Consider the following 11,865-nt stretch of genomic DNA (forward strand, 5'->3'; position numbering starts at 1 on the left):
CTCAGATCAGTTCGACGGCCATGGCCGTGGCTTCACCGCCACCGATGCAGATCGCCGCCACGCCACGGCGCAGGCCGCGTTTGCGCAATGCGGCGAGCAACGTCACCAGGATTCGCGCACCGGACGCACCGATGGGGTGACCGAGCGCACAGGCACCGCCGTTGACGTTGACCTTGGCGTGATCAAGCCCCAGCTCGCGCATGCTGGCCATGGCGACCACCGCGAAGGCTTCGTTGATCTCGAACAGATCCACGTCTGCGGTGGACCAGCCGGTACGTTCCATCAGCTTGCGGATCGCCCCGATCGGCGCGGTAGTGAACAGATTCGGCGCATCGGCGTAGGCCGCGTGGCCGTGGATCACCGCCTGTGGCTGCAGCCCCCAGCGCTCGGCTTCGGAACGGCGCATCAACAGCAGCGCGGCGGCGCCATCGGAAATCGAGCTGGAGTTGGCCGCAGTCACCGTGCCGCCCTCGCGGAACGCTGGTCTCAGGCTTGGAATCTTTTCCGGCATCGCCTTGGGCGGCTGCTCATCATCGCGGATCTGCCGCTGCTGTTTGCCCTGAGTGACGTCCAGCGAGACGATCTCTTCGGCAAAGTGCCCTTCGGCTATTGCCGCCTGGGCCCGTCGCAGCGATTCCAGTGCGAACGCGTCCTGCTCCTCGCGGGTGAAGCCGAAGACGTCGGCGCACTCCTCGGCAAAGGTGCCCATCAGGCGGCCCTTGTCGTAGGCGTCTTCCAGACCATCGAGAAACATGTGGTCGAGCACCCGACCGTGGCCCATGCGATAGCCGCCACGGGCGCGGTCGAGCAGGTACGGTGCGTTGCTCATGCTCTCCATGCCACCGGCGACAACGATTTCCGCACTGCCCGCGAGCAACTGGTCGTGAGCCATGATCACCGTCTGCATGCCCGAGCCGCACATCTTGTTCAGCGTGGTGCAGGTGGTGGCGCGGGTCAGCCCGGCGCCCAATGCCGCCTGGCGCGCGGGAGCCTGGCCCTGGCCGGCGGGCAACACGCAGCCCATCAGCGCGTCCTGTACGTTCTCGGCCGGCAGGCCGCTGCGCTCCACCGCCGCGCGGATGGCGGCAGCGCCGAGCTGCGGTGCCGTCATGCCCAGCAGATCACCCTGGAAACCACCCATCGGCGTACGCGCGCTGCTGACGATTACGATCGGATCATCTTTCATCTCTGCTTCCTTTACTTGGCAGCCATGCGCAAGGCGCCGTCGAGGCGAATCACCTCACCGTTGAGCATGCTGTTCTCGAAGATGTGCCGCACCAGCGCGGCGTATTCGGCCGGATGGCCCAGGCGTGGCGGAAACGGCACGCCGGCGGCCAGCGAGTCACGGATCTCCTGGGTCATGCCGGCCATCATCGGCGTCTCAAACACGCCGGGGGCGATGGTCATCACGCGGATGCCGAAGCGCGCCAGCTCGCGCGCGGCCGGCAGGGTCATGCTGACCACACCGCCTTTGGACGCCGCATAGGCGGCCTGGCCGATCTGGCCGTCGAAGGCAGCGATCGAGGCAGTATTGATGATCGCGCCGCGCTCGCCATCGGCGTCTGGCGCGTTCTCCGCCATCGCCTCGGCGGCCAGCCGCAGCATGTTGAAGCTACCGATCAGATTGATACCAACGATGCGGCTGAAAGCGTCGAGGCTGTGCGGACCATTGCGTCCGAGCACCTTTTCGCCACCGGCGACGCCAGCGCAATTGACCAGCCCGTGCAGCCCGCCGAAATGTTCGCGGGCGGTGGCGACGGCATGGCGCGCGGCCTGTTCATCGCGAATGTCGGCGGCGACGCCGAGGGCGCAAGGCCCGAGCGCCTGCGCCGTGGCGTTGGCCGCGGCTTCGTCCAGATCGGCGAGCACGACCTTGCCGCCCGCCTCGACCAGCGCCTGCGCCGCCGCAGCGCCAAGGCCGGAGGCGCCGCCAGTAATGAGGAATACCTTGTCGCGAATCTGCATGGCTCTCTCCCGTGCTTGTTGTTATTCGGTGCGAAGCCGGAGTTATCTTTGGACAGCGACACGGGTGCGGCAATGGTCGATGTTCTCAACCTGCCTGACCGTTTTGGCCAATGGCAAAACGCGATCACGCTAACGCTGCAACGCGCCGCGGCAAATATCAGCAACGAAGGGTGAGATGTCGCGGAGAGACTGAGAGGCAGGAAATCAGCGCCGCGCCGGCGCCAGAATCAGGTTGCGGTAGTGCCCGGGATTGATACCCGTCCACTTGCGGAACGCCTTGTAGAACGAGCTGACATCTGCAAACCCCAGCCGCTCGGCGATCTCGCCGTAACTGATGGCAGCATCGGCCAGCCATTCGGTGGCCATCTCCTGACGCAAGCCATCCTTGATCGCCTGGTAGGGCTGCCCCGCTTCCGCCAGGCGTCGGCGCAGGGTCGAGGCCGACATGCACAACGTCTGCGCCAGCCGCTCGCTGTCCGGCCAGTTCTCGGCGGGCAGGCTGCGCAGGTGCTGTTTGATGCGACTGGCCAAGCTGGAATGGTCGCGGTAGCGCACCAGAATGTTCGCCGGCGCTTCGGCGAGAAACGCACGCAACTCCGCTTCGCTACGACGGATCGGCAGGTCAAGCACTTCGGCGGCGAAGATGATCCGCGTCGAGGGTCGGCCGAAACGCAGGTTGTCGGAGAACATCACCCGGTAATCGTCGGTGTAGTCCGGTTCGGCACAACGCAACTCGACCGCCAGCAGCGGAATACGGCGCCCTACCAGCCAGCAGGCCAGGCCGTGCAAGAGCATCCAGAAGGTGAAATAGCAGAAGGCTCGCGCCGGCTCGGCGTTGCGCTCGCGCAGCACCACTTCGGCCAGGCTCTGGCTGCGGATGAGCCTGCCGCGTAGATTCTCCAGCCCCAGCCCGAGAAAGCCCAACGCATGGATCAGCGCTTTCTCCAAAGTCGCCTGCTGCAGGCAGCTGCGGCTGAGAAAGACGAAGCTGCCCGAGCGCAGACGCCGCGGGTCCATGCCGAAGAATTCATCGTCGAAGCGCCGCGCCAGGCGCAGCCAGAGTTGCGAGTAGTCGCGCACGTCCATGCGGCCGTCGGGATATTGCAGGCAGGCAGAGTCGAGGCCGATCTCTTCCAGCAGCTGTGCGGCAGATTGCCCAGGCCGCACGAAACCCTGCAGTGCCTCGGCCACCAGGCGGACGCTGATGCTGTCCCGACGGGCTATTGTCGAGGCAGCGGCTTCATCTGATGTCGGTTGCGCCTCGCTGATCATGCGGCTCGGTTTCCTGCCCAGAAGTCGATGGCCGCCATAATCGGCCAAGCACGGTCGAGCTGTCAGCCCTTGTGTCACATCCAGCCAAGCGTCAGCCCCATCACCATCAGGTAACGCGAAGTCTTCGCCAGCGTGACGATAAGCAGAAAACTCCATAACGGCTCACGCATCACCCCGGCGACCAGGGTCAACGGGTCACCGATGACCGGCACCCAGCTGAGCAGCAAGGTCCAGCGGCCGTAGCGGTGATAGCTGTGCTGCGCCTTCGCCATTTGGCGCTCGTTGACCGGAAACCAGCGCTTGTGGCGAAAGTGCTCGACGTAACGACCGAGCAACCAGTTCACCAGCGAGCCCAGCACATTGCCCAGGCTGGCCACGGCAACCAATGCCCAGACCGTGTACCGCTCCGAAAGAAGAAGACCGGCGAGTACCGCCTCGGACTGCATGGGTAGCAGCGTGGCAGCACCGAACGCTGCAAGAAAAAGGCCGAGATAGCCGGAAAACGACACCATCGAAATGCAACCGAACCGTGCTGAATGACGGCACGCAGTATGCGGGAAAGCGTAGCGCCTGGGCGCTGATCACGGCTGGGCTGATGCTTGGGAAAGACCCTCCGGATCTGTAGCGCTTCGCTTGCGACAGGCTGCTTGGCAGCCGCATTGTCACCTGGCAACGAAACGACTGAACATGCTGCCATGCGCCATCGGGCACCGCCGAGCGCAGACATGGATGGCCACGGACGGCTCGGCGGAGCCGCAAAGGCGTTACATCTCGTGAATACGGCTCACCTGGCGAGCAAGACGCATGGTTTCGTGCTCTTCCAGACCTAGCAGGTCCTCGGCCAGGTCGCGCGCGCCATCAATTTCCGCGCGCCGGGCCAGGGAGCGGTAGAGATCGATCACCTGGTTATGGATGGTGAAGATATCCAGCGATATCTCCTCTACGGTCATGGTGTCGTAGGGCTTGCAGGCCTGATTGCGCAATACGGGATTGCGCGTCAGATAGTCATAGATCCAGGTATGCAAAGCCTTGGGGTCGGCATGCTTTTCGATCTTGTCGACCGTTTCAGCCAGGACACGCTCATGATCGGCAATATAGACGAGCAGCCATTTGGCCCGGGTTTCTTCGTGCTTGTCGGAACACCGGGCCATGCAGCGGGCCAGCATGGCATGGGTATCGCGTGTCCAGTTGATCAGGTCTTCGAATCGCTCGATCTTCATCGCCAAAATCTCCGCTGGTATGACGGCAAACAGCACGGCACAGGCCTGTCTCCCCGTGGCCTGATTCTGTCTGCTTGTCAGGCCCGTTTCCATGACGCTGATTAAGAGACTAGTTCACCCAGCCGCGCCAAGGCTCGTCATGCCGCGCAACCTTGCTACAGATCATTGCTGCCCAGGCAAAGACCGCCGAGTATGGGGGCGAATCAGTCGACCATTTCATCCGCAAACACCTGCCACCGCCCCACTGGCGTGGTGGCAGGCTCCTCGGACGCACGCTCATGAGCCACTACTTGCTGCGCGGCGCGCTGTTGATGCTTTTGAGCTTGCTGGCTGCAGGTCCGGCCAGCGCCACGCTGCTGGAGGTCTACGTGCGCGACGGCTGCCCACACTGCAGCGCGGCCAAGACCTACCTCGCCGAACTGACCGGCCAGCACCCGGAACTGGAGATTCGCTTGCGTGAGGTCGATCGCGATCCCGCTGCACGCGCCGACCTGCTGCGCCTGTCACACGAGGCCGGTGTCTGGCCGCCGGCAGTGCCGACCTTCGTCATCGGCGGCGAGCTAATGGTGGGCTTCGATGATGCCGAGCACACCGGCAAACGGCTGGTCGCCCTTATCGAACGGCGTGCGCTGCAAACCGGCGCCGTAGACACGACCCTTTTCGGCACACTCAGCCTCGAGCGCCTGGGTCTGCCGGCGTTTACACTGGCCCTTGGCCTGCTGGATGGCTTCAATCCGTGCGCCATGTGGGTGTTGCTGTTCCTGCTGTCGCTGCTGGTTCGTCTGCATGATCGACGCCGCATGGCGGCGATTGCCGGCACCTTCGTACTGGTCAGCGGCGCCGTTTACTACCTGTTCATGGCTGCCTGGCTGAACCTGTTCCTGTTCGTGGGCATGTCGCCGCTGCTAATAACCGGACTGGCACTGTTGGCGATGCTGATTGGTGTCATCAACCTGCGCGACGGGTTGCAGCCCGACAGCGGTTTCACGCTATCGATACCCGCCAAGGCAAAGCCGGGCCTGTATGCCCGGGTACGTCGCATTCTGCAGCGCCAGACGCTGCTGCCTGCTCTCGGCGGGGTTGCGGTATTGGCCCTACTGGTCAACTTCGTCGAGTTGCTGTGCACCGCGGGGCTGCCGGCGATCTACACCGCGGTACTTTCCCAGCAGCAGCTGAGCGCTCTGGCGCACCACGCTTATCTTGGCCTCTACATCCTGGGCTATATCGCCGACGACGCACTGATGGTGACGATCGCGGTTCTCGCACTGAGCAGCCGCAAGCTCACCTATCAATCAGGCGCCACGCTGAAGCTGATCAGCGGCGCGGTGATGCTAGTGCTGGGTGTCGTCATGCTGGTGAAACCGGAGTGGCTGCAGTAACGGATCGCCGGAGTGACCTATGTCAGGTCCTAGGAGCGCGCGGCCAGGCAGCGAGGGGACACGCAAATCAGAGGATTCAGCCATCACGCCGTTGCCGTGCGGTCAGCGCCACTCCGTTAGTACCCGCCTCGCCCAGGCATCTACCGCCGATCACACTCGCTCCGAGTCCTCGCAGGGTTGTTTTGCAAGCGGCGACAAGGTGACGCAAGCCCGCTTGAGCGGCCACGGTAAGGCCGCCGGCCAGATCACGGCCACCCGGCAGTGGGCCTGGGGCTACGTAAATCCGCATACCGCTCAGTGTCTGCTTGGAACAGAAACATTGAACGGGTCAAATGGATCGACATATACCCCCGCCGGTATATGATTGCCAAACCTTCACATCCACTCATGTCGGAGCTTCAGATGAAATCCTCATTGATCGCCCTTTCCCTCAGCCTGCTGGCTTTCGCGGCCCAGGCCGTAGAACTCGAAGTCACCCCGCAAGACGCCTACGCTCGCGCCCAGCAAGACGACGCAAAAGTCCTCTTCGTCGATGTGCGCGATCCGGTGGAGATCATGTTCGTCGGCTTCACCGACGCCGTGGACATCAACATTCCGTATCTGCTCGTTGATCGCAATGCCTGGAATGACGAGCGCGGTGCGTTCCAGACCAACCGCAATCCACAGTTCATCGAACAGATCCAGGCCGAGCTGGACAAACGTGGCCTGGGCGCCGATACCGAGATCATCACCATGTGCCGCTCGGGCAGCGAGCGTGGCAAACCCAGTGCAGACTTCCTGCGCGAGAACGGTTTTCCCAATGCACGGTATGTCGTCGATGGGTTTCAGGGCGCCGCGATAAAGGAAGGACGGCAGGCAGGCTTTCGTCTGCAGAATGGCTGGCAGAACGCCGGACTGCCGTGGAGCCCGAAGATGAATCCGGAAAAGATCTATCGCACTGATCGCAAGTGAATCCCACGCGTAGCGCGGACCTCGGCGATGAATATCGGTAACGCACACCGCCGATTGGTGGGTCAGCTGCTCTGCTAGCTGACCCCATCGCCTCGAACCTGATGCCATAGCCGAACCGCGCGTTCAAGCTGGTCAGGCGCTCCTCGGTGCTTGGCAACGCCCTGTTGCTGGACTTACGCCCGCCCCATGCCAGCCATCAGCCAAACACTGTCACCGTTTGCCGGCTCAGGGCGACCAACTCACCAGCTGGCGTCCACAGCGCAGCCGCACAATGCCCATAGCCATCGCGGGCGTGCTCGATCACGGCGCGATACATGCACCAGTCGTGGCTATCGAGGTCGGGTAGAGGTTGAATGAATTCGATGGTCCAGGTCAGCGAGCTGCCGGGTGCGAAGCTCTTGAGATGCGGCAGCACCGCGGGCGGCCAGGCATCGACCAGCGCCAGCAGGTGCGCCTCGGTCATTGGCTCGCGAGGCACTTCACCGCGCTGGCGCACCCACCCACCCATTTCGCGCGACCTGTTACCGGTGAACGGCAAGCCACCGATACCCCAACGCATCGCCAAGTAGCGGGTGAACTCTGGAGTCACGCCAGGCACATAGGGCAGTTCCTGACAGGCTTCGACCGGCGGCATGGACGGTGCCGGCTCGGCCGCGACATCGACCACCGAACTGCGCGGGGCGCCGAAGCTGCCCTGGACGATGGTAACCACCTGGCCGTCCTGCATGACCCGCCCCAGCATCTGACTCACCGCCTTGCCTTCGCGCAGCACCTCGGCCTCGAAGCTCGCTGGCGTATCGAGGGCCAACGGCCCAACGAACGTAATCGCCAGCGAACGAAGAGGTCGACCGTCCGGAACCTTGGCCCGCATGCTCTCAAAGACCAGTGCGGCGACCAGACCGCCGAAACCTGCACGGCCCTGCCCCCAAGTGGCCGGCACCACCACGCTGCCGGGATTGTCACGCACCGCCTGCAGCAGCTCGCAAAGCTCCATACCCACCTCGTTATCGTTCGTTGTGCGCGCGATGTTAAAGGCACGCACGCCGCGGCGCGAACCTGTCTGGCAGAAGCAGCCGGATGAAATGCCGAATCATCCACAACGCCAATAAGCGGTCAGGAACGCTCCCTCGGCCTCGGAAAACGCCAGGGCAATGCTCGACGGAGTTGACGCAGGGCACGGGAGAGGTCATCCGCCACAGCGGCCTGCTCGGCATAGCGCTGGGTCTCGTAGAGCCTGACGAACGCCAATATGGCCGGTGCCTGTTCTGGCAACATGATCGCGGCACGATCCGCAAAGCTACGGGCGCCCTCGCCTCTGTTGCGCCGGACACCATGGCGCCCCAGCAGCTGCTCGAAGCGCTTGAACAGGCGCTGCTGGGGGTCCGTTTCACGCCGCCAGGGTTTGAACAGGACCAGCGCCAATACCGCCGTCAGCAGGGCCAGAACGGCTACCAGGGCAAGGCCCAGCGCCTGACCATCGAGCTTGCCGAACCAGCGCTGCAGCGCTTGCGCTTGCTGCTCGCCCTGGTAATTGAGCACCCAGCGCTGCCATCCATAGTTGAGGCTGTCCCAGCGCAACCGCAGCGCATTCACCCAGCCGATGTCCCGGTAGCGCAGCAGCGACATCGGCTGATCGGCAAGAAAGCTTCGTTCGCGCGCCAATGCCTGTTCCAGGCCCTGCTCCACCCGTTCCGGCGCGACCTGAAAGGTCGGGTCGACACTGACCCAGCCACGCTCGGCGACCCAGTATTCGACCCAGGCATGCGCGTCGAACTGATGCACCGAGAGGTAGTTGCCCGCCGGGTTGAGCTCACCGCCCTGATAGCCCGCCACCACCCGTGCCGGGATGCCGGCCGCGCGCAGCACGAAAGTCATTGCACCCGCGTAGTGGGCACAGAAGCCGCTGCGCGTCTCGAACAGGAAATCGTCAACGATATCGTCGCCCACCGGCGGCGGCTCCAGCGTGTAGTGATAAGGCTGGCGATTGAAGTGCTTCAACAGCGCATCAACCATCGCCTGCGGCTCCTGCGCAGTGCGCCGTAGCTCCGCAGCCCAGGCCCGGCTTCGCGGATTGCCACGCTCCGGCAGTTGCAGCGCGCGGCCGAGACTCTCCGGCGCGCTGACCGCCTCGCGGCGCGCATCCAGCCAGGAGGTTACCTGATACATCAGCGGCTGGTTCACCGGCTGCCTGCGCTGCAGATGGAAATCCGTCATCAGCTGCGCCTGACCCGGTGCGACCTGAGCCACATCCAGGGCGAACAGCCAAGGCTGCCCGCTCGGCTGCATGACGACGCTGTAGCCGAGCGGCTCGCCGACTGCCTGCCATTCCGGCGCCTGCGGCAGATGAGAGGCATAGGACTGCGACCAGCGCCGGCCATCGAAGCGCTCGAAGGTTACTGCGCGCCAGTAGAGCTGATCGCGTGACGGAATTTCGCCTTCGAAGCTGACCCGGAACGCCAGCTCCGCCGAACGCCCCAAGCGCGCGATGTCACCAGGCGCCATGTGATCGGCCAAGCCGGTCACGCCCCGATCAGCGGCCTGCGGCAACGACCACAGCGGTGGCAGGCGAGGAAAGAAGAGGAACAACACCAGCATCAGCGGAACGGCCTGCAGCAGCAAAGAGCCGGCCAGCCGCACCGTCGGCCATGGCCGTGTCACGAGGCTGCTCTGCTGCAGGCCGATCATCGCCGCCAGCAGCGCGGTGACCGGCAACAGGCTGTACAGCCCGGCGAGCAGGCTGTCCTCGAACAGGTAGCTGGTTACCACCGCGAAGAAGCCCAGGAAGATCAGCACCAGCGCATCGCGGCGGGTACTCATCTCCACCAGTTTCAGGATGAACGCGGCAATCAGCAGCACCACCCCGGCTTCCAGTCCGACCAGGCTGCCGCGGGAGAAATAAACGCCGAAGCCCGCGCCTATCATCAGCAGCGCCTTGAGCCAGCTGCGTGGATAGCGTGCGCGCATGCGGAAGATCTGGACACGCCAGCTGGCGCAGCCCAGCCACAGCCCGATGATCCACACGGGCAGGTGCGTCAGGTGCGGCAGGATCACCAGCACCTGCGCCACCAGCAGCCAGATCAGGCTGTTACGCGGAATGCCTGGCTTCGCGCTCATACGCCGCGCTCCTCATCCAGGCCATGCAGCGCCAGCGCGCGCAGGCAGGCGTCACGGTGCGACTCGCCACTGTCCGGGCCGAGCACTCCAGCCGGCAGCCGCAGCGCGAATGGCTGCTGCTTCTCGCTAAGCTCGACTACCCAGTGACAGAGCATCGAAAGACGTTGCTCGGTATCGCCTTCGAACCCATCGAAGTCGAGCATCGGATCATTGCCGAGCAGGCTGGCGAAGTCCTTCACCAGCAGACCCTGCCCGCGCGAGTACGCCTTCCAATGCAAGCGCCGGCGCGGATCGCCAGGTTGCCAGGCACGTAGGCCCTGGTAGTCATCGACGCCGGCACCGCGCGCCAGAGTTCCCTCGTCCTCGGTTTCGGGGGCACTATCGCCTTGCGGGCGTTCGGCTATCGACGGCTGTGGATAGACCAGCGCCGCCAGCTCCAGATCGATCCAGCTCCAGGCGACCAGCAGGCCCAGTGGGAAGCGACTTTCCACCCTCACCCGGCCCGGCCGCAGCCAGCCACGGCGCGAGGTCGCCAGGCTCAACTCGACCTCGACGGTGCCGCCGGCCGGAACATCGACCAGCCGCAGCCCGCTGGCCGGCCAACCCAGTGCCACAGCCTGGTAGGCACGTCCCCGACTTTCCAGGCGTACCCGCAGCAGCGCCTGTTCGCCAACGAACGCCGCCGTGGTGCCACCGGCCTGCAGCACCAGCCCGGCCAGGTTGCGCCACGTGTGCAGAATGGTGACCAGGTACAGGGACCCGAGCAGAAAGGTCAATCCGTAGGCCAGACTGTTCTGGTAGTTGATGGCGGTGAGCAGCATCAGCAGCAGCGCCACCATGAACGCCAACCCGACCGAGGTCGGCATGATGAAGATTCGCCGCTGGTTCAACCGCACGCTGGAGGCTGGCGGTATTCGCCGCAGCAGCCAGCGGTCCCGGAAACGCGGAAGCAGCCTCACGGCAGGCGCTCACAACGACCAATGAACGGGCATATCACAGCGCTGGCACCTCGCGCAGCAGCCACTGCACCAGCGCACCCCCGCCATGACCGGTGGCATCGGCACGCTCACGCAGGCGGTGGCCAACCACATTGGGCAGCACCGCTTGCACGTCTTCCGGAATCACATAATCGCGACCATCGAGAAAAGCCCACGCACGTGCGGCTGCGAGCAGCGCCAGGCTGCCGCGTGGCGACAGCCCCCAGGCAAACTGCGGCTGGGTGCGCGTGGCCTCTACCAGGCGCAACACGTAATCGACCAGCGCGTCGCTAACCCGTACGTTACCCACGGCCGCCTGAATGGTGCGCAGCTCATCGTGGTCGAGCAGCGGCTCCAGCCGCGTCAGCAGATCACGTCGGGACTCGCCGAGCAGCAGCGCCTTTTCCGCCGCTCTGGCCGGATAACCCAGCGAAACCCGCATCAGGAAGCGGTCCAGCTGCGATTCCGGCAGTGCAAAAGTGCCGCCTGAGCTCACCGGGTTCTGCGTGGCGATGACGAAAAATGGCTCGGGTAGCGGCCGCGTCGCTCCCTCGATGGTGACCTGCCCCTCCTCCATCGCCTCCAGCAGCGCGCTCTGGCTCTTCGGCGTGGCGCGATTGATTTCATCGGCCAGCACCAGCTCGGCGAAGATCGGACCAGGATGGAAGACGAACTGTCCGCTGTCCTTGTCGAATACCGAGGTACCCAGGATATCGCCGGGCAGCAGGTCGGAAGTGAACTGGATGCGCTGGAATTCAAGCCCCAGCACCTTGGCCAATGTATGACTCAGGGTGGTCTTGCCCATGCCGGGCATGTCCTCGACCAGCAGGTGCCCGCGGGCCAACAGGCAGGTCAGGGCCAGCCGGACCTGAGCTTCCTTGCCGAGCAAAACTTCATTGACTGCTCGCAGGCAGGCGTCCAATCGGGTGCGCATCAAAACCTCCTATGTTCATCGTCTCGATGCTACTGGTCAGCCGCAGCCAGGCA

Annotated in this window: 12 protein-coding genes; 3 read left to right on the plus strand and 9 right to left on the minus strand. The window is 64.2% G+C overall.

Going from position 1 to position 11,865, the window contains the following annotated elements; all coding sequences use genetic code 11:
* Position 1: 1 nt before the first annotated feature.
* Entirely contained in the window at positions 2-1,186 is a 1,185-nt protein-coding gene (locus tag UIB01_RS12175; protein ID WP_038660734.1) for an acetyl-CoA C-acyltransferase, read from the minus strand.
* An 11-nt stretch (positions 1,187-1,197) separates the two neighbouring features.
* Positions 1,198-1,965, minus strand: a complete 768-nt coding sequence (locus tag UIB01_RS12180; protein ID WP_038660737.1) for an SDR family NAD(P)-dependent oxidoreductase — start codon at positions 1,963-1,965, stop codon at positions 1,198-1,200.
* Positions 1,966-2,013: 48 nt separating this feature from the next.
* Here UIB01_RS12180 and UIB01_RS23525 point away from each other — a divergent pair, with 48 nt between their 5' ends.
* The gene (locus UIB01_RS23525; RefSeq protein ID WP_256044359.1) at positions 2,014-2,139 is read left to right on the plus strand and encodes a hypothetical protein; all 126 of its coding nucleotides are present in this window, start codon (positions 2,014-2,016) and stop codon (positions 2,137-2,139) included.
* A gap of 30 nt (positions 2,140-2,169) precedes the next feature.
* On the opposite strand, the gene UIB01_RS12185 is transcribed toward UIB01_RS23525, so the two are convergent.
* From UIB01_RS12185 to UIB01_RS12195, 3 genes are all read right to left on the minus strand, one after another.
* Complete coding sequence (locus UIB01_RS12185) at positions 2,170-3,237, minus strand: AraC family transcriptional regulator (RefSeq protein ID WP_038660739.1); 1,068 nt, start codon at positions 3,235-3,237, stop codon at positions 2,170-2,172.
* 74 nt (positions 3,238-3,311) lie between these two features.
* Positions 3,312-3,749: a YqaA family protein gene (locus UIB01_RS12190; RefSeq protein ID WP_038660742.1), complete on the minus strand. Its 438-nt coding sequence runs from the start codon at positions 3,747-3,749 to the stop codon at positions 3,312-3,314.
* Between the two features lie 252 nt (positions 3,750-4,001).
* Positions 4,002-4,457, minus strand: a complete 456-nt coding sequence (locus UIB01_RS12195) for a hypothetical protein (RefSeq protein WP_038660744.1) — start codon at positions 4,455-4,457, stop codon at positions 4,002-4,004.
* 278 nt (positions 4,458-4,735) lie between these two features.
* Here UIB01_RS12195 and UIB01_RS12200 point away from each other — a divergent pair, with 278 nt between their 5' ends.
* Together UIB01_RS12200 and UIB01_RS12205 are read left to right on the plus strand one after the other, a co-directional pair.
* The gene (locus tag UIB01_RS12200; protein WP_038665720.1) at positions 4,736-5,836 is read left to right on the plus strand and encodes a glutaredoxin family protein; all 1,101 of its coding nucleotides are present in this window, start codon (positions 4,736-4,738) and stop codon (positions 5,834-5,836) included.
* Positions 5,837-6,238: 402 nt separating this feature from the next.
* On the plus strand, positions 6,239-6,787 hold the full coding sequence (locus UIB01_RS12205; protein ID WP_038660747.1) for a rhodanese-like domain-containing protein: 549 nt from the start codon (positions 6,239-6,241) through the stop codon (positions 6,785-6,787).
* Between the two features lie 196 nt (positions 6,788-6,983).
* On the opposite strand, the gene UIB01_RS12210 is transcribed toward UIB01_RS12205, so the two are convergent.
* From UIB01_RS12210 to UIB01_RS12225, 4 genes are all read right to left on the minus strand, one after another.
* Positions 6,984-7,781: an acyl-CoA thioesterase gene (locus UIB01_RS12210; protein WP_038660750.1), complete on the minus strand. Its 798-nt coding sequence runs from the start codon at positions 7,779-7,781 to the stop codon at positions 6,984-6,986.
* A 119-nt stretch (positions 7,782-7,900) separates the two neighbouring features.
* Complete coding sequence (locus UIB01_RS12215; protein WP_038660753.1) at positions 7,901-9,901, minus strand: transglutaminase TgpA family protein; 2,001 nt, start codon at positions 9,899-9,901, stop codon at positions 7,901-7,903.
* The gene (locus UIB01_RS12220; protein ID WP_038660756.1) at positions 9,898-10,860 is read right to left on the minus strand and encodes a DUF58 domain-containing protein; all 963 of its coding nucleotides are present in this window, start codon (positions 10,858-10,860) and stop codon (positions 9,898-9,900) included. The genes UIB01_RS12215 and UIB01_RS12220 overlap by 4 nt, the downstream gene beginning before the upstream one ends.
* A gap of 34 nt (positions 10,861-10,894) precedes the next feature.
* On the minus strand, positions 10,895-11,812 hold the full coding sequence (locus tag UIB01_RS12225; RefSeq protein WP_038660759.1) for an AAA family ATPase: 918 nt from the start codon (positions 11,810-11,812) through the stop codon (positions 10,895-10,897).
* Between the last annotated feature and the right edge of the window lie 53 nt (positions 11,813-11,865).

Source organism: Stutzerimonas decontaminans, assembly GCF_000661915.1.
GTDB lineage: Bacteria > Pseudomonadota > Gammaproteobacteria > Pseudomonadales > Pseudomonadaceae > Stutzerimonas > Stutzerimonas decontaminans.

What these genes read in the sequence shown, in the direction of transcription:
- UIB01_RS12175 (WP_038660734.1), bottom strand. Translation starts at nt 1,186, where the DNA reads ATGAAAGATGATCCGATCGTAATCGTCAGCAGCGCGCGTACGCCGATG.
- UIB01_RS12180 (WP_038660737.1), bottom strand. Translation starts at nt 1,965, where the DNA reads ATGCAGATTCGCGACAAGGTATTCCTCATTACTGGCGGCGCCTCCGGC.
- UIB01_RS12185 (WP_038660739.1), bottom strand. Translation starts at nt 3,237, where the DNA reads ATGATCAGCGAGGCGCAACCGACATCAGATGAAGCCGCTGCCTCGACA.
- UIB01_RS12190 (WP_038660742.1), bottom strand. Translation starts at nt 3,749, where the DNA reads ATGGTGTCGTTTTCCGGCTATCTCGGCCTTTTTCTTGCAGCGTTCGGT.
- UIB01_RS12195 (WP_038660744.1), bottom strand. Translation starts at nt 4,457, where the DNA reads ATGAAGATCGAGCGATTCGAAGACCTGATCAACTGGACACGCGATACC.
- UIB01_RS12200 (WP_038665720.1), top strand. Translation starts at nt 4,736, where the DNA reads ATGAGCCACTACTTGCTGCGCGGCGCGCTGTTGATGCTTTTGAGCTTG.
- UIB01_RS12205 (WP_038660747.1), top strand. Translation starts at nt 6,239, where the DNA reads ATGAAATCCTCATTGATCGCCCTTTCCCTCAGCCTGCTGGCTTTCGCG.
- UIB01_RS12210 (WP_038660750.1), bottom strand. Translation starts at nt 7,781, where the DNA reads ATGGAGCTTTGCGAGCTGCTGCAGGCGGTGCGTGACAATCCCGGCAGC.
- UIB01_RS12215 (WP_038660753.1), bottom strand. Translation starts at nt 9,901, where the DNA reads ATGAGCGCGAAGCCAGGCATTCCGCGTAACAGCCTGATCTGGCTGCTG.
- UIB01_RS12225 (WP_038660759.1), bottom strand. Translation starts at nt 11,812, where the DNA reads ATGCGCACCCGATTGGACGCCTGCCTGCGAGCAGTCAATGAAGTTTTG.